We start from the raw sequence: 19,538 nt of genomic DNA, 5'->3' as shown, positions 1-19,538 counted from the left end.
AGCCGAGCCGCACTAATCGCCCGAGCTCTTCCGGAACCGCACCTCGCGGCCCGCGGGACATGCGCTCTTAGGCGCGGTCCGGGCACGAGGATGCCCCCGAGTCACCTCCCCTATGCGCCATGCGGCCCCCAGGGCACGTAGATGAGACCCAGGACACCGTAACGGTGGGCGCCGCCCACCGGTCAGCGGCCAGAGCATGGGGGGCACGCCCGGTCCCGTTCCGAACCCGGAAGCTAAGCCCCATCGCGCCGAGAGTACTGCGGGGCCAGCCCGTGGGAGGCCAGGGCGCCGCTGACCGGTGGACGGCACCGAGCCGTACGCTTGAACTGAGAAGGGGGAGGCCTCGCGGCCTCCCCCTTTTTGCGTTGTATACACGTTGTACTTTGGGACCTAGCTCCCCCGTATGTGCTCTTACTGTTTGGCTGTATTTTGAGTCCATCTAGTGTATTTGAGCGATAATTACTCGCATTGGCGTTAGGGAGGGCTTGATGTTTACCGTATTTGTCTTGGGCAATATTGCTTCGGGTAAGTCGACTGCCTGCCGCTATTTCGAATCTCGTGGCGCTATGCTTATCGATCTGGATGAGCTTGCAAAATCGCTGTATGTGCCGGGCTCTGATATCGTCAATACACTTGCGGATGAATTCGGTTGGGACATTTTGGATGAGGAAGGCGGCATTCGCCGCGGCATCCTCGCTTCTCGAGCTTTCGCTTCTCCTGATTCGGTCGCACGGCTCAATGACATCGTGCATCCCATTCTGATTGAACAGCTTTCGCTTAGGATTCTCGATCCGGTTTGTTGTACTGTTTCATCTCCCCGTTATCCTTTTGCGGTGGTCGAGGTTTCTGCTCCGACTGGTTTTGAGGATGCATTTGGCTTGGCTGATGAAATTTTGGTCATCAGCGCCCCTTTGTCAGTTCGTCGCGAGCGCGCTATTCAACGTGGCATGGAGCCATCTGATTTCGATGCCCGTTCTGCTTGCCAGCCCGAAGAGTCTGTGCTGTGCAATCTCGCTACAACTGTGATTGACAATGCGGCAGACGATAACTCGCTCTTTGAACAACTGGACGCATGGCTTTCGCGCCATGGGTTCGGGGATGTAGTGGATAAGGAGGAGGCCGATGCCTAAGACACGTTTCCTTACGTGGTATCGCCTTATACCGCTGGCTGCCGTTTTTGCCTTCGGCCTTATCTCATTCGTTTACTCGTATGCTCCTGCCGCTTTCTTTAAGCCGCTGTATCCGATTGACTACGAGGCGTATGTAAAGCAATCCAGTATTTCGCATAATCTGGATCCGTATCTGGTGTGCGCTGTCATTAAGTCTGAATCGAATTGGGATCCCGAGGCCGAGTCGAATCAGGGTGCTCAGGGATTGATGCAGCTGATGCCCGAGACTGCCCAGGATATGATCGCCAAGGGCCTTGTCGACGGTGGCGAGTATTCGGCCGACAACCTTAACGATCCGGCTACGAATATCGAGTTTGGCTGTGCGTATCTCTCGTATCTTCTAGCGTATTTTAACGGGTCGACTGACAGTGCCATTGCCGCCTATAACGCCGGCATGGGCAATGTCGACGGATGGGCGCAGCAGAGTACGTCGCTTCATAATGCAATCACCTTTCCCGAGACGCAGGCGTATCTGATTCGTGTCAATAATGCCTGGGTTCGCTACAAGACCCTCTATCCCGATCGGTTCGTATAGGACTATGCCTGCCGCCTGCGTATACTGCAGATATATGAGTTAGGAGTATCCATGGCGGAATTTGAAGTAGAACGCGTTGGTGGTGAACTTAAGCGCTTTGGCGTTGAAGGCTCTGACGTGCCGTTTAAGGTCGTGTCTCCCTATGAGCCTGCCGGTTCCCAGCCTAAGGCCATTGAGTCGCTTGTGCAGGGCGTGAGGGACGGAGACCGCTATCAGGTTTTGCTGGGCGTGACTGGTTCGGGCAAGACCTTCACGATGGCAAAGACTATTGAGGCCCTGGGAAAGCCGACGCTGGTCATGGCTCCGAATAAAACGCTCGCCGCTCAGCTTGCGAGCGAGCTCAAAGAGTTCTTTCCCAACAACGCTGTGGTCTACTTCGTCTCGTACTACGACTACTATCAGCCCGAGGCGTATGTGCCGCAAAGCGATACATATATCGAGAAAGACTCCTCGATTAACGAAGAGGTTGAGATGCTGCGACATCAGGCGACCGCATCGCTACTCTCTCGACGTGATGTGATCGTTGTCGCATCGGTCTCGTGTATCTATGGCATTGGCTCTCCTGAGGACTATGCGGGTCTGGCTCCAAACGTCGACAAGAAGGTGCCGCTCGAGCGCGATGACTTTATCCATGCACTTATCGACATTCAATATGATCGCAATGACTATGACCTGGCACGCGGCACGTTCCGCGTGCGCGGCGATGTTGTCGACGTGTATCCGCCTTATGCCGAGCATCCGTTGCGGTTTGAGTTCTTTGGCGACGAGGTCGAGCTGATTGCCGAGATCGATGAGGTCACCGGTGAGATGCTTCGTGAGTACGAGGCCATCCCCGTATGGCCGGCATCGCACTACGTGACCGAGAAGCCGAAGGTCAAGGCGGCTCTGAAATCGATCAGCGAAGAGTGCGAGAAGCGCGTGGCGGAGCTCAAGGCGACCGACAAGTTGCTCGAGGCGCAGCGTCTGCAGCAGCGCACCGATTATGATCTTGAGATGCTCGAGACGATGGGCTTTTGCAACGGCATCGAGAACTACTCGCGTCATCTGGACGGTCGCAAGCCGGGTGAGCCGCCGTTTACCCTAATCGATTACTTTCCCAAGGATATGCTCTGCATCATCGATGAGAGCCATGTGACGGTGCCGCAGATTCGCGGCATGCACGAAGGTGACCGCTCGCGTAAGGTGACGCTGGTGGAACACGGTTTTCGCCTGCCCTCGGCGCTCGATAACCGCCCGCTTCGTTTCGATGAGTTTGAGGCAAGGATCCCCCAGTTTATCTATGTTTCGGCCACGCCGGGCGATTACGAGCTGCGGGTGAGCCAAAACGACGTGGAGCAGATTATTCGTCCGACCGGTCTGCTCGATCCCAAGATCGATGTGCGTCCGGTTCGCGGTCAGATTGACGATCTTGAAGACGAGATTCGCGAGCGCGTTGCCCGCAAGGAGCGCGTGCTGGTGACCACGTTGACCAAGCGCATGGCCGAGGACCTGACCGACCATCTACTTGATGCGGGCATTAAGGTCAATTACATGCACTCTGATACGGCGACAATGGACCGTGTCGAGATCCTGCGAACGCTGCGCGAGGGCAAGATCGATGTTCTCGTTGGCATCAACCTGCTTCGCGAGGGCTTGGATCTTCCCGAGGTCTCACTGGTGGCAATTCTCGATGCCGATAAGGAAGGCTTCTTGCGCAACCGCCGTTCGCTGATTCAGACGATTGGCCGCGCGGCCCGTAACGCCGATGGCGAAGTCATCATGTATGCGGACGTTGTGACCGATTCGATGAAAGAGGCCATCGAGGAGACGCAGCGCCGTCGCGAGATTCAGATGGCATATAACGAAGAGCATGGCATTGTGCCCAAGACAGTGCGCAAGGCCATCAACGACATCTCAAGTTTTATTGCCGAGGCCGAAAAAACCGTGGGTTCCAAGGGGCGCTCGAAGGGCGATTCTCTTGGTCATGGCGCATTCTATACGCCCGATGAGTCGGGCGAGGGCGGCGTGCCGGAAACGGTGGCGCCCGAGCAGACACTTGCGGAGCAGTTGGAAGAACTGCCGCATGACGAGCTTGTGCGGATCGTCGAAACCATGGAAGAGGATATGCGCAACGCTTCTGCCGCCATGGACTTTGAGGAGGCGGCGCGCCTGCGCGATGCTGTCGTTCAGATTCGGGCGATGCTCGAGGGTGCGTCTGAGGACGAGACGATCGAGCGCTTACGTTCGCAGGCCCGCAAGGGTTCCACGTTCGCATCGGGCAGAAAACGCCAGGGTGCACGGTTTAAGAAATAGCGAACAGGCCCCGAGTTCCCTGTGGAGCTCGGGGCCTGTGTCTTTTGCGCGCTGGAATTCGTGCGCTAGAGGTCTGCGATCAGGGCTTCGGCGCAACGGATGCCGTCGGTGGCCGCGCTCATGATGCCGCCAGCATATCCAGCTCCCTCACCACAAGGGTAGAGGCCCGGGGTCGACACGGCATGGCACGTTCGGTCTCGGGTGACAGTGACAGGTGAGCTCGAACGAGTCTCCACGCCGGTAAGAACGGCATCGGGACGGTCGTAGCCTCGTAGCTTTTTTCCGAGTAGGGGAAGTCCCAGGCGGAGCGACTCGACGATATGCTGCGGCAGGGCTTCGTCAATTGCCGTCCAGGTCACACCGAGCGGATAGGTGGGCTTTACCTTTCCGGGCGCCTTGCTGGCGCGTCCTGCGAGGAAATCTCCGACGAGTTGTGCCGGTGCGTTCCAGTTGGAACCGCCCAGGCGATAGGCGGCCGCCTCGCAGGCACGCTGGAGCTCGATGCCGGCGAGCGGGTCATCGTTGGGAAGGTCCTCAGGCGTGACGTTAACGAGCAAGGCGGCATTTGCGTTGCGTCCGTCGCGGGCATTGAGGCTAGCGCCGTTGACGCACAGGTGGCCCTGCTCGGAAGAGGCGGCGACAACCTGTCCGCCGGGGCACATGCAAAACGAGAACACGCTGCGGCCGTTGGGAAGATGGGCAACAAGTTTGTAAGGGGCCGCCCCGATCGCTGGATGTCCCGCCGAGGCTCCATATTGGGCTCGATCGATGTCGCGCTGCGGATGCTCGATGCGAACGCCCATGGCAAAGGTCTTTTGTGCGAGGGTCACGTTGTGGTCCTTAAGGAGCTCAAAAATATCGCGAGCAGAATGCCCGCAGGCGAGGATGAGGTGCTTTGTCTCGATTGACTCGTAAGCGGCGTCTTGGGACGATTGGACATCAATACCGGTGATGGCGCCAGACGCGTCGATGCGAATGTCGACGAGCTTTGTTCGATAACGGACGACACCTCCGAGCTGCTCGATGCGCTGGGATATAGCGGTGACAACCGTGGGAAGGATGTCGGAGCCAATGTGCGGCTTGGCATCCCACAGAATATCGCGGGGCGCACCCGCCTCGACGAAGGTTTCGAGGATAAGGCGATGGGCGGGATTTTTGGTTCCCGTATTGAGCTTGCCGTCCGAGAAGGTCCCCGCGCCGCCCAGACCAAACTGGATATTGCTCTCGGGGTCGAGGATGCGCTCCTTTAGAAAGAGGTCGATCGCATGCGAGCGGCGAAATGCCGGGTCGCCGCGCTCGATGAGCAAGGGCTTAAGACCTGCTTCGGCGAGCGTAAGCGCAGCGAAAAGGCCGGCGCATCCGGCGCCGACAACGACAGGGCGTTCTTGAGGTGCGTCGGAGACGGGGGTGGGGAATGAAGACCCATCGTCTTCTATCGCGCGTACGCGTGAGCGGTCACGCTCGGCGACGCTGTCGACCGCTTCTCGCTCGAGGTGGGGACTAGTCAGCTCAACACGAAAGCTCAGGATAAAATGGACGTCTCGTTTTTTGCGAGCGTCGATTGACTTGCGGTGGAGCTCGATGGACTTGATCTCGGAGTCCTTGCAACGTAGGACGCGCTTGGCGACTCGCTTACCAACAATGAGGCAGGCATTTTCATCGCCGGCTTCATCGAGCGACGCGTTGACTTGGGTGATTTCGATCATCGAGGTCTCCTTAGAGGCAAGAAAGAGGCCGTCCGGTATCCCAGACGGCCCGAATGCGTTTTTGATTATAGACTGCGCGGCTACAGGCTGCTTGCAGCGCGAATGCCCGAGAGCCAGGCCCACGCAAGGTTAAAGCCTCCGCAATCGGCGTCGATGTCGAGCGCTTCGCCGCAGACGTAAAGCGGGGCGTCGACAGCGCTGCGCGCGCGTAGACTGGGTATTGAGATGCTCTCGACAGATACGCCACCACGCGTGACCTGCGCCGAGCGCTCCTCGGCTGTTCCCTCGACGAGCAACTTAAAGTGTTTGAGGATTGAGACCAGGTGGATGACATCGTTGGAGCCTGGATGGCACTGCTCGAACGTCGTGCAGACGACGCGGGAGAGTTGCGGGGCGAGCATGCCGTCGAGCCAACGGGGATTGCGGGGCGAAAAGCCGCCGAGCAGCTCAACGCGCCGGTTGAGCATATCGAGCAGCTCGTCTTTGGAGAGGTCGGGGAAAACGTCGAGCAGGATCGTATCGCCGCGCTGGATACGACGGGAGAGGTTGAAGACAGCGACGCCCGAGATACCGAAGGCTCGAAACAGGACTTCACCGTCTTCGTGCCAGAGCTCATTATGATTGCGGGCGAGCGTCAAGCGGGCGCGGACGCGCAGGCCATCCAACGTCTTGAGTGCCGCCCGATCGCCGACGACCGTTGCCGATACGGGGCAGAGGATGGGGTGCAGCGAAGTGAGGGGGAGGCGAAACGTATCGGCGATACCGGTGGGGTTGCCGCCCGTGGCGATAATTACGGCATGTGCCTGCAGGGCCTCGTTCTTGCGAGGGACATCGGCGAGCGCTTTCCGAAGCGAGCGGAGCTCCGATTTTCGGTCGTCGTGCTTTTTTGCCTTGAGCGCCCGCGCCGGACGGTCTATTTGGAGTGCCCAGCCTTCGGAAGTTTTGTGTGCCGAGGCAACGTTGGCTCCGCAGATTAAGGTGATACCCAGGCGGTCGCAAACATTGAGAAGCGCGTCGCGCACCGATTCGGCGCGAAGGGAGCGCGGGTACAGCCGGCCTTCCTCGGAGGTTGTCATGATGCCCAGCGAGGAGAAGAAACCCATAAGCTCTTGTTCGGGCCGGGGGCCCATAACGGATTCAACGAATGCGGGGTGGTTATACCGCTGTGGATCAATCGATTCGTTGGAGAGGTTGCAGCGGCCGTTGCCGGTCGCAAGGAGCTTAAGGCCGCAGGCGACATCGCGCTCAACGATGCAGACGCTTTTGCCAGCGCGTGCGGCCGTAATGGCGGCGGCGAGGCCTGAAGCCCCGCCGCCGATTACCAGGACGTCATAGAAGGCGCTCGTGTTCACTTAGGCCTCGTCGGTCTCGTGCGGGGTAATGGCCTCGACGGCAGAGACTGCCTTGGGCAACATGCCATCGGGCAGTGCGGTCTCGACCTCGCCCTTATCGCAGGCCTCGGCGAGTGCCGGATTAATGGGAAGCTGGCCCAAGATGTCGAGGTTATAGCGCTCTGCGACCTCGGGGAGCTTGCTCTTGCCAAAGACCTCGATCTTCTTGCCGCAGTCGGGACACTCAATATAGCTCATGTTCTCGACAATGCCCAGAATGGGGACGTTCATCTTCTCGGCCATGTTGACCGCCTTGGCGACGATCATCGAGACCAGATCCTGCGGGCTCGTGACGATGACGATGCCGTCGACGGGTAGCGACTGGAAGACGGTGAGCGCGACGTCGCCTGTTCCCGGAGGCATGTCGACCAGCAGGTAGTCGATGGGGCCCCACGAGGTCTCGCTCCAGAACTGCCTAATGGCGCCTGCGATGACCGGACCGCGCCAAAGGACGGGGTCGGTCTCGTTTTGGAGCAGAAGGTTGGAGCTCATGACCTTGACGCCGTGCTCGGAGATTTCGGGCAGCATGAGGTTGCCAAGGGCATGGACGTGGCGTCCGCTCATACCGAACATTTTGGGGATAGAGGGACCGGTGATGTCGGCATCGAGGACGCCGACCTTGTGGCCGTGACGGGCAAGCTCGGTGGCGATGGCACCGGTGACAAACGACTTGCCGACACCGCCCTTGCCGGAAAGCACGGCGATGACGCGTTTGACCTCGGACAGTGTGTTCTCCTCAAATTGCGACGGCGACGTTTGTCCGCCGGCGGCCTGTGCGTGCTCGCAACCCATGTATGACTCCTTTGTATATGTTGGGGCCGGAGCCCCGTGATGTGACACGAGCGTCATTGTACCCTCGTTTGCGAGCGGGAGTCATTTGCGATGCATTTGGGCCGAGCGTGCTTGCAATACGATGGGTCCAAGCGAATGGGCGGGCTTACTGAACTTTGCTGGCGAACTCGAGGTATTGCATGCGCTGCAGCTTGTCGATCGTTGAGGCGTATGGGCTGTCTTCAGATTCCAAGTCGTAGCGCAGCCCGTCGGCACCAAGGTAGCCGGCGACATTGATGGTGGGCACATCTGACCTTGTTGCAAGCAGAGCCTTTTGATAGTCGGTGAGCGGGGCGCCGATCTTATTAAGGGTAATGGCTGCAATCTCGTTTGCCCCGACGGTGTCGTAGACGTTGAGCTCGGTATTGCCGGCGATTTCATAGTTAGCCCAGACGAAATATGTCGACTGATAGATACGGAAAGCGTGGCTTGCCGTATCTTCCTGAGGGTACAGCTCGTCGTTGAGAGTCGTTGCGGCGCTCGGCTGATGGTCGCCAAAAAAGACAAGGACAACCGGTCTGCCGATATTGCGGAGCTCGTTGATAAAGTACTCGAGGTCCCGGTCGGATGCGTTGATGCAGGTAAGATAGGTGTTGAGCGCGCTATTGGCGCCCTCGCTGGCTCCCTCGACCCAATAGTTTGTCAGCTCCTCGGCGGGAACGGTGCCATAGTCGTAGCCGCCGTGATTTTGCATCGTGACGTCAAAGATGAACTGTGGGGCTTCGTCGGTTCTAAGCAGGTCGAGTATCTTGTCGTAGGTGGCGTAGTCGCATACGCCGGCATGGTAACAGGGCGCACCTTCGAAATCGCCGATCGAAAGAAAGTCTCCAAAGCCCAGCTGCTGATAGATTTTATCTCGATGGTAGTTGACGGGGTTTTGCGGGTGCATAGCGGTAGCGGTATACCCAAGCTCCTTAAGGTCCTTTGCCAGGCTGTTGACACCATTCATCTGATATAGCTGATAGGGGATTTTGCCTAATCCGACAAAGGCCGTTGTCGCTCCGGTCAAAAATTCGAATTCGGAGTTCGCCGTTCCGCCACCGGCGACCGAAGCGAGCATGGTGCCGCGAACAAGTGTGTCGGGAAGCGAGTTGTAGAATGCGGGGCCGGTGTACCCGGCCGCCTGGAGCTGCTCAAAGCACGAAAGGTCGCTAAAACTCTCGTTCATGACGGCAACAATCGTCGGCTTGATTTCATTGAACTGGGCAACGGCCGCCGCGCGCTGCTCGCTCGAGCCATACGTGCTGTCGTAGGTGGCGGCGAGCTCCTGCTCGATGCTCTGCGCCTCATCGGGCGTATAGTCTTCGGGCCTCTCAATAGGCAACTCGTTGACCATTTCGGTGAACGAAGTGATAAAACCCTGAGACGCATACGTGGTGATGGGCTGCCAACGGTCAAATCCAAAATTCAGCGCCTGCTCCAAGTCGATGCTGGAAAAGCCCGAGAGCCCCACAACGGTCACTAGCAGAAAAGCGCAGAGGTTAGCGGCGATTGCGGGGAAGACATGGGTGGGCGTACGGAGCTTTCGCGGTCGGATAAGCGAAAGAAGCCCCAGGGAAATCTCCAGCAGGGCGAGAGAGGTTACGATTCCGGCGGTAAAGGTAAACTCGTATCCCTCGCTCACTTCCATTGCAGTGCCAAGGGCCAAGATATCGCTTGGCAGGATGGCTTCGCCTTTAAACGTTATGACGAAGTGCTCGGCAATGCCAAGGATGCAACAGACGACGGGCACGAGGGCCATGACGCCCCCATGACGCTGTCCCAGCAGATAAAGGGAGAGCAGAACCGTCGCGAGCAGCCCGACGGAAAACCCGAATGAGTTGGCGGGAATGTGATAGAACGTTTCGTTGCAGGCAATTTCGAGTGAAACGAACGAGAGCGCTGAAACAGCGGCGATGACAAGGATGTCACGGCAAATACAGGCAACCGTTCCCGTCTCAAGATCGGTTTGGTCAATAAGTCCCGAAACCAAGGGCTCGACAAGAAGTATGACGGCGGCAGCACCGAGCGCCGAATAAGAAAGGACCCATAGGGAACTGTCCTCATTTACGAGCAATTGATTCGTAATCCGTGCAGCTACCACGCCGAGCGGGATGAGGAGCGTCGCGCACCAAAAGACGCGGGCAATGGGCGGCTTTTCATTGTGTTTGATTGAAAAATACACGCGCACGACGACGGTGGCCACGATAAGGACGGCGATGAATATGGGCAGATTGGCCATGTCGCTCGAAGTGATTTCAAGGGGGATATCTTCGGTCATGGACGTTCCTCTGTTACAGCAAATTAAGTTCAGTAGTAGATTACTGTAACCTTTCCACGGCATTTCGAGAAACAAAGCACCCGATACGCAAAGCTAAAGGTCTGCGAATCTTGTATTACGAACATCTGTGCGCGTCGAGTGCGCTAAACTCATCGACAGTATGATTCGATGCAATAGGAGGCAAGGAGCTTCCATGTCTGATTCTTCTATCGTTATTCGCGGCGCTCGTGAGCACAACCTCCGTGATATCGATGTTTCCATTCCGCGTGACCAACTCGTGGTCATTACCGGTCTTTCTGGCTCGGGCAAGAGTTCGCTGGCATTTGACACTATCTATGCCGAGGGCCAGCGTCGATACGTCGAGAGTCTTTCGAGCTATGCGCGCCAGTTCTTGGGCCAGATGGACAAACCCGACTTGGATTCAATCGACGGCCTTTCGCCGGCGGTGTCGATCGACCAAAAGACGACGTCTAAAAACCCTCGCTCGACGGTTGGCACCGTAACCGAGATTTATGACTATCTGCGCCTGCTGTTCGCCCGTGTGGGCACCCCGCACTGTCCCGAATGCGGCCGTGTCATTGAGCGCCAGACGACCGACCAGGTTGCCGACAAGGTCTTGACGGCGGGGGAGGGCCGCCGCGCGTTTGTGCTGGCACCGGTGGTGCGCGGGCGAAAAGGCGAGTACACCAAACTGTTTGAGGACCTTCGCGCCGAGGGCTTTAGCCGCGTGCGTGTCGACGGTGAAGTGCGCTCGCTCGACGATCCGATCGATTTGGATAAGAAATTCAAGCACGATATCGAGGTCGTGGTCGATCGCATCGTGATCCGTGAGAATTCTCTGGGCCGTATCGCCGAGTCTGTTGAGCAGGCGACCGCGCTGGCTCACGGCAATGTAAACGTGTACATGCTGCCCGATCGTGATGCTCCCGAGGGGACCGAGGGCGAGCTGCTGGAGTATTCGTTGGCCTTGGCGTGCCCGGAGCATGGACACTCCATTGACGATCTTCAGCCGCGTGATTTTTCGTTTAACGCTCCCTATGGCGCATGTCCTGAGTGCGACGGCCTGGGCTTTAAGAAAACCGTTGATGCCGAGGCGCTGATCGAGGACCCCTCGAAGTCCATTGCCGACGGAGTCTTTGGTAGCCTGTTTGGCAATTCGAACTACTATCCGCAGATTTTTGCTGCGGTCTGCAAACACTTTAAGGTGAGCGCCGATACGCCGTGGGAGGACTTGCCCCCTCGCGTGCGTCGTGCATTCTTGGATGGCCTGGGCGATACGAAGATCTCGGTCGACTACCAAAAGCTCGACGGACGTCGCAGCCAGTGGGATACCAAGTTTTCGGGCGTTCGCAACATCCTGTACGAACGCTATACCGAGACGACGAACGAGAACACCAAGGCGCGCCTGGAGAAGTACATTCGCGAGGAGCCGTGCTCGACCTGCCACGGCGCTCGTTTGCGCTCCGAGATGCTCGCCGTCACCGTGGGCGGCAAGTCCATTTACGAGGTTTGTTGCCTGTCGTGCCGTGAATCGCTCGAGTTTTTTGAGGGCCTGGAGCTCACCGAGCGCCAACAGTTTATCGGCGGCCGTATCGTCAAGGAAATCCTGGAGCGCTTGCGTTTTCTGGTCGATGTTGGACTCGACTATCTGACGCTCGATCGTGCCTCGGCGACGCTTTCCGGTGGCGAGGCGCAGCGTATTCGTCTGGCAACGCAGATCGGCGCGGGTCTCATGGGCGTGCTCTATATTCTGGACGAGCCCTCGATCGGTCTTCATCAGCGTGACAACGAGCGCTTGATCAAGACGCTCGAGCGCCTGCGCGATATCGGCAATACCGTTATCGTCGTCGAACACGACGAGGATACAATCCGTGCCGCCGATTACGTGATCGACATGGGGCCCGGCGCCGGCGTCAACGGCGGACACGTAGTCGCGGCGGGAACGCCTGCCGATATCATGGCGTGTCCTGAGTCGATGACGGGCGCTTATCTGACCGGCAAACGAATGATCCGGGTGCCTGATGAACGGCGCAAGCCCGGTCGCGGCTGCCTTAAAATTACGGGCGCTCGAGCCAACAACCTCAAAAACGTTACCGCCAAAATCGAGTTTGGTACGCTTACGGTTGTTACCGGCGTGTCGGGATCGGGCAAGAGCTCCCTGGTTACCGACACCATTGCGCCTGCCCTTACGAATGTCATTCACCGTTCGACGCGCCCTGTGGGTCCGTATAAGAAAATCGAGGGCATCGAGTGTATCGATAAGGTTATCGATATCGACCAGTCGCCGATTGGCCGCACGCCGCGCTCCAACCCTGCTACCTATATCGGCCTGTGGGATGATCTTCGCGCGCTGTTTGCGAGTACGCCGGAGTCGAAGGCGCGCGGCTACTCGCCGGGTCGTTTCTCCTTTAATGTGAGTGGCGGGCGCTGTGAGGCGTGCAAGGGCGATGGGCAGATTAAGATCGAGATGCACTTCCTTCCCGATATCTACGTTCCCTGCGAAGTTTGCGGCGGTAAACGCTACAACCGCGAGACACTCGAGGTCACCTACCGTGGCAAGACCATCTCGGACGTGCTCGACATGAGCGTCACCGAGGCGCTGGCCTTCTTTGGGAATATCCCGCAGATCAAGCGAAAGCTCCAGACGCTGTACGATGTAGGCTTGGGCTACGTGAGCCTGGGCCAGCCCGCCACGACGCTCTCGGGCGGCGAGGCGCAGCGTGTGAAGCTCGCCAAGGAGCTTCATCGACGCCAGACGGGCAAGACGTTCTATATTTTGGACGAGCCGACGACCGGTCTTCATTTTGAGGACGTCCGCCAGCTGCTCGATGTGCTGCAGCGCTTGGTCGATGCGGGCAACACGGTGCTGGTGATTGAGCACAACCTTGATGTCATCAAGGTTGCCGACCGCCTGATCGATATGGGTCCCGAGGGCGGTAACGGCGGCGGAACCGTCGTGGTTTCGGGCACACCGGAGCAGGTTGCGGACTGTCCGCAGAGTTATACGGGCAAGTTTTTGGCACCGTTGCTCAGGCGTGACCGGGAGCGTCAGGCTCAACTTGATGCTCAATAAATAGGCGATTCAGTTTATGGGCGCCATCGACTCCTTGTGATTCGATGGCGCTTGCTGTGCCGAAGTGACGTATGCAGCCGAATTGGACATATACTTAATCGTTGCGTCCGAATGCGAGGGAAAGGATATGTCATGGCAAAGGCTGTAAAGACGCCAAAAACCAATGCGATGCGCGAGCTGGAAAGCGCCGGCATTTCCTATGTTCTACATACGTACGAAGACGATGGCGATGAGTCGGTGGGCCTGGGGGTCGCGATTTCGGAGCAGCTTGGCGAGGAGCCCGGTCAAGGATTTAAGACCTTGGTCTGCGTGACGCCGTCCAACGACCATGTCGTGTGCTGCATCCCTGTTGCCGATGAGCTCGATCTAAAGTCCGCCGCGCGTGCCGCGGGGGAGAAGTCCTTGGTTATGATGCATGTGAAGGATTTGCTTGCGGCGACTGGCTACGTTCGCGGCGGCTGCAGCCCGGTCGGTATGAAAAAACGCTACCGGACGCTCATTGATGAGACGTGTGTCCTTTGGGATACCATTTTTATTTCGGGAGGCAAGCGTGGTTATCAGCTCGAGCTTGCACCCGATGATTTAATTGCATTTTGCGGGGCGACGGTTGCCGCGATTACGAGAGAGGACTGAGCGATGCCGCAGGAAGAATTGAAGCGCGGAGCTCATTTTGCAAAAGAATCTGCGCCTCAGACACCCTCATCCGAAGCTTCTTCGTCGCGAGATGACACTGACGACATGGGCTCGTCGGACTACTCCACGGTTGGTCGTTCCGCCGGGCTTATGACCATCCTGACTATCGTGTCTCGCGTCACCGGTTTTATCCGCACGTGGGCAATGGCGGCCGCTATCGGCATGTCGCTACTCTCGTCCTCCTATCAGGTCGCCAACAACCTGCCCAATATGCTCTACGAACTCGTGATGGGTGGCATGCTCGTGACGGCGTTTTTGCCCGTGTACATGGGCGTGAGGCGTGAGCAGGGTCGCGAGGCCTCGAACGAGTACGTGGGCAACCTGCTCGGCATTCTGCTTTTAGTGCTGGGTGGCATTTCGTTGCTGGGGACCGTGTTCGCCCCGGGCTTTATCTGGACGCAATCGTTCCTTTCGGGTGACGGTGGCAGCATGGATACCGCTGCGTTCATGTTCCGTTTCTTTGCCATCCAGATTCTGTTTTATGGTTTGGGCTCGGTGTTCTCGGGCGTTCTCAACGCACACCGCGACTACTTTTGGTCGACGTTTGCCCCGGTCCTCAACAATGTGATCGTCATTGCGAGCTTTATGGGTTTTGCGCCCGTGTCCGCACAGTTTGGCGAACGTGCCGGCATCATCTTGATTGCGGCCGGTACGACCCTCGGTGTCTTTGTTCAGATGGCATGTCAGATTCCCGCGCTTGGCAAGCACGGCGTGCATCCCCATATCCATATCGACTTTAAGGACCCCGCGCTGCGCCAGACGATTGCGCTCGGTATCCCGACGCTGCTCGCCACGGTGTGCATGTTTGTCTCGACTTCTATCACCAACGCTGCCGCGCTGGTGGTCCAGCCCGAGACGGGTCCTTCCGTCATCGCCTATGCGCGCCTGTGGTACACGCTGCCCTACGCGCTGATTGCCGCCTCGCTTTCGACGGCGCTCTATACCGAGCTCTCTCATGACGCACAGGAGAAGGATTACGACAGCGTTCGCACGGGCATTTCGCGTGGCGTCGCCCAGATGCTGTTCTTCCTGATTCCGTTCGCACTGTACCTGATTGTCTTCGCACGTCCGCTCAATATGATCTACTGTGCTGGCAAGTTCGATGAATCCGGCGTGGCGCTGGTATCCGAGTACCTTGTCTACCTGGCGCTCTCGCTGCCGCTCTACGGCGTGGTCGTGTTGATGCAGAAGAGCTTCTCTGCCTTGCTCGACATGAAGCCCTATAGCCGCTATTGCCTGTATTCCGCCATCGGCCAGGCCGGCTCGGTTCTGCTGTTTGGCGTTGTGCTGGGCTTCGGTATGCCGGCAATCGCGCTTTCGTATGTCGTCGACTACGTGATCTTGGTCGGCTGTTCGCTGTGGTGGCTGCGTCGTCGCCTGCGTGGCCTTCAGGTCAAATCTATCCTACATGGCGGTTTCTTTGGCCTTTTGCTCGGTGGCCTAGGTGCTGCCGCAGGCGCCGGCGTCATGTGGGCGCTTGAACACTTTGTCGGGGCACTTGGCGGCTCGATTCTGATTACTCTTGGCTACGTTTGCGTTGCGGGTGTCGCCTCGCTTGTTGTTACCTTTGGCCTTGCCGTCGTCCTTAAGATGCCCGAGGTCTCGGCGCTGCTTCGTCGCAAGTAGGTGCGCGTGGCCGGTCACGACAACATACCAACGCTTGCCGAGCAGGTTTCGCGCGTTCCCACACAGCCCGGATGCTACCTTTGGAAGGATGCCAAGGGCGATGTCATCTACGTGGGCAAGGCGAAAAACCTGCGCGCCCGCATGCGTCAATACGTGACACTGCAGGATGAGCGTCAAAAGATCCCGCTGATGATGCAGCTGGTGGCGAGCTTTGACTACATCGTTGTCGAAACCGAGCATGAGGCGCTTGTACTCGAGCGCAACCTGATCGGCCAGTACCATCCGTACTTTAACGTCGACCTCAAGGATGACAAGAGCTACCCCTTTATTGCCATTACAAAGGGCGACCTGTATCCCGCGATCAAATACACGCGTGAGCGTCATAAGCCGGGAACGCGCTATTTTGGACCCTATACCGATAGCCGTGCGGCACGTGAGACGATAGATACGCTGCGCAAGGTTATCCCCATCTGCTCTGCATCCTGTGCGGAGTGGCGTCGTTGTCGCCGTACCATCGAGTCCCACAAGGGCGAGGAAGACATCGTCAATATGATTTGCGCACAAAACGGGCGTCCCTGCTTTGACTACCATGTCGGGCGCGGCCCGGGTGCGTGTATCGGCGCGATTTCCCCGGCAGACTATGCCAAGAACGTCAAGCGTGTCGAGCGCTTTTTGTCGGGCCATCGCAAGGATGTCGTCGATGAGCTGACCTCCGAGATGACGGATGCCGCCGAGGCGCTCGACTTTGAGCGCGCGGCACGCGTCAAACGTCGTTTGGAGGTCATCAGGGGTCTGGACGATCGTCAGCAAGTCGTTTTTCCCTCCAGTGTCGATATCGATGTCATCGGGTTCTATCGCGAGGAGACCATCTCCGCCGCTTGCGTCTTCGTCGTTCGCGAGGGCCGAACAGTTCGCACCTGCGAGTTCATTCTCGACAAGGGTCTTGATGTTGACGAGGAAGAGCTCCAGTCGGGCTTTCTTAAGCGCTATTACGACGAGACGGCTGATATTCCAGCTGAGGTCAACCTTTCCGTCGAGCTTGAGGATGCGGAGGCGCTGGGGGAGTGGCTTGCGGGCAAGCGTGAGCGTTCCTGCCATCTCCATAGGCCGCAGCGTGGCGAAAAGCACCGTCTGCTCGATATGGCATCCAAAAATGCGCGCCATGCCCTCATGCGCTACATGATGCGAACGGGGTACGCTGACGACCGCACCAATCAAGCGCTCCTGGAGCTCGAAAGTGCGTTGGCGCTGCCATCGCCGCCGTTGCGTATCGAGTGCTTCGATATCTCTACACTGCATGGCACCTTTACGGTCGCCTCGATGGTGGTGTTTACCAACGGGCGCGCCGACAAGAGCCAGTACCGTCGTTTTAAAATTCAGGCCGAATTGGACGAGGCAAACGACTTCGTGTCGATGTCCGAGGTTTTGGGACGACGCTATGCTCCCGAGCGCATGGCCGACGAGCGCTTTGGCTCGCGCCCCGATTTGCTCGTTGTCGATGGCGGTAAGCCGCAATTGACCGCTGCGATCAAGCAACTTGAGGCTCTTGGGCTCGATATACCAGTTTGTGGCTTGGCGAAGGCCGACGAGGAAGTTTTTGTGCCTTGGGACGAGACTCCTGTCGTGCTGCCGACCGGGTCTGCTTCGCTCTATCTAATTAAACAGGTACGCGATGAGTCCCACCGATTTGCCATCACGTTCCACCGTGAGTTGCGCGATAAAGCCATGACGGTTTCGGTACTCGATGACGTTCCGGGCGTGGGACCCACCAGAAAACGTGCCCTTATGCGCCATTTTGGCTCGATGAAGCGTTTGCGCGCGGCGAGCGAGCAAGAGATCGCGGAAGTTCGCGGCATACCTGCCGATGTTGCCAAGGCGGTCCACGAGGCGCTCGTTGCATGGAATGCCGAGCGCGCCGAGGCGGCGGCTGGCCATTCCGATAGCTAAACACGAGCCTAAACAACTGATATACATGATTGCGCGATTTTCAACCATTTATTTCGCCATGATTGCCTGCTGGTTTCGGGTTTTATTAACGCTAAAACGTTTGACTAACCCAAGCGAAAACCCTGCTATCCTGCGGGTTGACGAAGACTGATATCTCACCTCGCCGATACATACTGTCTGTCGAATCATTTGTCAATGAATTCGGTGAACGGTAGTAAATACCGTTCAAGCGTATGTATGTATCGGTCGCCGAGCGCGGCACCTCAGTTGGGTTCGTCGGTAGGTAAGGTATATATCGTCCGCAAGTTGCGCGGGGGCAAGTCTAGGTGCTCCCGGGTAAGATTCTCTATTGATAGGAGAAGACATGGCCATCATCAACAAGGGTATGTCCAGGCGTTCGTTCCTCGGCCTCACCGGCAGCGTCGCTGCTGTCGCAGGGCTTGGTCTCACCGGCTGCGGTGGCAGCTCTAGCGACGAAGGTTCCGCTTCCGGTTCCACCGATTCCGCCAACCGTGGCGGCGGCGTGATCACCGCTGGTTCCGCTTACGCTCCGTCCAGCTTCGACCCCGCCAGCACCGGCTCCGCTGTGGGCCTGGGCGCTAACTGGCACGTCATCGAGGGTCTTTACGGCATCGATTACCACGACTACAGCACCTTCAACGAGCTCGCCACCGACGATCCCAAGTCCGTAGACGACACCACCTTCGAGGTCACCATCCGTAAGGGTGCCAAGTTCTCCGATGGTACCGAGGTCACTGCTGACGACGTCGTTGCCTCCTACACCGCTTGCGCTGCTTCCGCTACCTATGCTCCGTTCTTCCAGCCCTTCGAGTCCATCGAGGCCAAGGACGCCAGCACCGTAACGGTCAAGACCAAGGTCCCCAACTTCTCCCTGCTCAAGGATCGTCTGGCCATCATCCGCGTTACCCCGGCTACCCAGGCCGAGGAGGATCGCGCCAAGCAGCCGATCGGTTCCGGCCCCTGGATGTACGACTCTATCTCCGATACCGAGATCACCCTGGTTCCCAACCCCGAGTACAACGGTGAGTATGCTGCCGAGGATAAGAAGATCCAGTACAGCATCCTGACCGACCCCACCGCTCGCGTTACCGCTCAGCAGGAGGGCTCCACGCTCGTTATGGAGCTCGTCACCGCTGACGCCGTCGACCAGCTCGAGAGCGCTGGCTGCAAGATCGATAACGTTCAGGGTTTCGGCACCCGCTTCATCATGTTCAACGTCGCCAAGGAGCCTTGGAACAACGTCAAGGTCCGTCAGGCCGTCATGTACGCGCTCGACACCGAGAAGATGATTACCAACACCTTCGCCGGCCTTGCTACCGCTGCCAGCTGCTACCTGCCCAAGAGCTTCACCAACTATCATGAGGCTTCCACGGTGTACAAGACTGACGCCAAGAAGGCCAAGAAGCTCATCGAAGAGTCTGGCATCACCCCGGGCGCCATCACCCTGCGCACCACCGACAACGAGCAGATTAAGGGCATGGCCGCTCAGGTCAAGAACGACCTCGACGCTCTCGGCTTCGATGTGACCATCCAGACCGATACCTCGCCGGCCACTTACGCTGCCATCGACGGCGGCGAGGCCTACGATATCCTTCTCGCTCCTGGCGATCCGTCCTGCTTCGGCGCCGACCCCGACCTGCTGCTCAACTGGTGGTATGGCGACAACGTCTGGATGCAGACCCGTTGCCCGTGGAAGGATTCCGCTGAGTGGGCGAAGCTCCACGGTCTCATGGACGAGGCTCTTGCCGCCGAGGGCGACGAGCAGCAGAAGAAGTGGAACGAGTGCTTCGACATCATTGCCGACAACGCTGTTCTGTATCCCGTTGTCCACGTCAAGACCGTTTCCGCTTCCTGGGACGATCCGTCCACCGCGCCCAACGGCGAGGCCCTCGATGGCTTCAAGGGCATCGGCACGACGAGCATGTCCTTCAGGGGCGTCGCGACCGTCAAGGCCTAAGACTCGCTTGAGTCATATGTGGGGCGTCGGTCGTAAG

General features: G+C 58.2%; 12 protein-coding genes and 1 rRNA gene. 9 read left to right on the top strand and 4 right to left on the bottom strand.

What is annotated here, in order from left to right; all coding sequences use genetic code 11:
• Positions 1-181: 181 nt before the first annotated feature.
• From rrf to uvrB, 4 genes are all read left to right on the top strand, one after another.
• A 5S ribosomal RNA gene (gene rrf, locus DW870_RS06945) occupies positions 182-297 on the top strand.
• A gap of 191 nt (positions 298-488) precedes the next feature.
• The gene (coaE, locus tag DW870_RS06940; RefSeq protein ID WP_117770493.1) at positions 489-1,130 is read left to right on the top strand and encodes a dephospho-CoA kinase; all 642 of its coding nucleotides are present in this window, start codon (positions 489-491) and stop codon (positions 1,128-1,130) included.
• On the top strand, positions 1,123-1,704 hold the full coding sequence (locus DW870_RS06935) for a lytic transglycosylase domain-containing protein (protein ID WP_022093787.1): 582 nt from the start codon (positions 1,123-1,125) through the stop codon (positions 1,702-1,704). The genes coaE and DW870_RS06935 overlap by 8 nt, the downstream gene beginning before the upstream one ends.
• Positions 1,705-1,755: 51 nt before the next feature.
• Positions 1,756-3,996 carry an excinuclease ABC subunit UvrB gene (gene uvrB / locus DW870_RS06930; RefSeq protein ID WP_035138903.1) on the top strand — a complete coding sequence of 747 codons (2,241 nt, stop codon included), beginning with the start codon at positions 1,756-1,758 and terminating at the stop codon, positions 3,994-3,996.
• A 65-nt stretch (positions 3,997-4,061) separates the two neighbouring features.
• Here the strand turns inward: uvrB and DW870_RS06925 are convergent, their stop codons facing one another.
• From DW870_RS06925 to DW870_RS06910, 4 genes are all read right to left on the bottom strand, one after another.
• Positions 4,062-5,702 carry an NAD(P)/FAD-dependent oxidoreductase gene (locus DW870_RS06925; protein ID WP_117770492.1) on the bottom strand — a complete coding sequence of 547 codons (1,641 nt, stop codon included), beginning with the start codon at positions 5,700-5,702 and terminating at the stop codon, positions 4,062-4,064.
• Positions 5,703-5,782: 80 nt separating this feature from the next.
• Positions 5,783-7,054, bottom strand: a complete 1,272-nt coding sequence (locus DW870_RS06920) for an NAD(P)/FAD-dependent oxidoreductase (protein ID WP_117770491.1) — start codon at positions 7,052-7,054, stop codon at positions 5,783-5,785.
• The gene (locus tag DW870_RS06915) at positions 7,055-7,885 is read right to left on the bottom strand and encodes an Mrp/NBP35 family ATP-binding protein (RefSeq protein ID WP_022094864.1); all 831 of its coding nucleotides are present in this window, start codon (positions 7,883-7,885) and stop codon (positions 7,055-7,057) included.
• 145 nt (positions 7,886-8,030) lie between these two features.
• Positions 8,031-10,184, bottom strand: a complete 2,154-nt coding sequence (locus DW870_RS06910) for an LTA synthase family protein (RefSeq protein WP_158565185.1) — start codon at positions 10,182-10,184, stop codon at positions 8,031-8,033.
• A gap of 193 nt (positions 10,185-10,377) precedes the next feature.
• Here DW870_RS06910 and uvrA point away from each other — a divergent pair, with 193 nt between their 5' ends.
• The 5 genes from uvrA to DW870_RS06885 all read left to right on the top strand — a co-directional run bounded on the left by uvrA (position 10,378) and on the right by DW870_RS06885 (position 19,501).
• The gene (gene uvrA, locus DW870_RS06905; RefSeq protein WP_117877275.1) at positions 10,378-13,257 is read left to right on the top strand and encodes an excinuclease ABC subunit UvrA; all 2,880 of its coding nucleotides are present in this window, start codon (positions 10,378-10,380) and stop codon (positions 13,255-13,257) included.
• Between the two features lie 132 nt (positions 13,258-13,389).
• On the top strand, positions 13,390-13,890 hold the full coding sequence (gene ybaK, locus DW870_RS06900) for a Cys-tRNA(Pro) deacylase (protein WP_117848725.1): 501 nt from the start codon (positions 13,390-13,392) through the stop codon (positions 13,888-13,890).
• 105 nt (positions 13,891-13,995) lie between these two features.
• The gene (gene murJ / locus DW870_RS06895; RefSeq protein WP_117848727.1) at positions 13,996-15,576 is read left to right on the top strand and encodes a murein biosynthesis integral membrane protein MurJ; all 1,581 of its coding nucleotides are present in this window, start codon (positions 13,996-13,998) and stop codon (positions 15,574-15,576) included.
• A 6-nt stretch (positions 15,577-15,582) separates the two neighbouring features.
• A complete protein-coding gene (gene uvrC, locus DW870_RS06890) occupies positions 15,583-17,523 on the top strand; it encodes an excinuclease ABC subunit UvrC (RefSeq protein WP_334199552.1) in 1,941 nt (646 codons plus the stop codon).
• A 364-nt stretch (positions 17,524-17,887) separates the two neighbouring features.
• Positions 17,888-19,501, top strand: coding sequence for an ABC transporter substrate-binding protein (locus tag DW870_RS06885; protein ID WP_117848731.1), 1,614 nt, complete (start codon positions 17,888-17,890; stop codon positions 19,499-19,501).
• Positions 19,502-19,538 lie beyond the last annotated feature (37 nt).

It is taken from the genome of Collinsella sp. AM38-1BH (assembly GCF_003467545.1).
Taxonomy (GTDB): domain Bacteria; phylum Actinomycetota; class Coriobacteriia; order Coriobacteriales; family Coriobacteriaceae; genus Collinsella.
This window is presented reverse-complemented; position numbering and strand designations above follow the sequence as displayed.

Bases quoted from the DNA above. Each gene is read 5' to 3' on its own strand.
- murJ (WP_117848727.1), top strand. From the start codon at position 13,996: ATGGGCTCGTCGGACTACTCCACGGTTGGTCGTTCCGCCGGGCTTATG.
- DW870_RS06935 (WP_022093787.1), top strand. From the start codon at position 1,123: ATGCCTAAGACACGTTTCCTTACGTGGTATCGCCTTATACCGCTGGCT.
- coaE (WP_117770493.1), top strand. From the start codon at position 489: ATGTTTACCGTATTTGTCTTGGGCAATATTGCTTCGGGTAAGTCGACT.
- uvrA (WP_117877275.1), top strand. From the start codon at position 10,378: ATGTCTGATTCTTCTATCGTTATTCGCGGCGCTCGTGAGCACAACCTC.
- DW870_RS06925 (WP_117770492.1), bottom strand. From the start codon at position 5,702: ATGATCGAAATCACCCAAGTCAACGCGTCGCTCGATGAAGCCGGCGAT.
- uvrB (WP_035138903.1), top strand. From the start codon at position 1,756: ATGGCGGAATTTGAAGTAGAACGCGTTGGTGGTGAACTTAAGCGCTTT.
- DW870_RS06915 (WP_022094864.1), bottom strand. From the start codon at position 7,885: ATGGGTTGCGAGCACGCACAGGCCGCCGGCGGACAAACGTCGCCGTCG.
- ybaK (WP_117848725.1), top strand. From the start codon at position 13,390: ATGGCAAAGGCTGTAAAGACGCCAAAAACCAATGCGATGCGCGAGCTG.
- DW870_RS06885 (WP_117848731.1), top strand. From the start codon at position 17,888: ATGGCCATCATCAACAAGGGTATGTCCAGGCGTTCGTTCCTCGGCCTC.
- DW870_RS06910 (WP_158565185.1), bottom strand. From the start codon at position 10,184: ATGACCGAAGATATCCCCCTTGAAATCACTTCGAGCGACATGGCCAAT.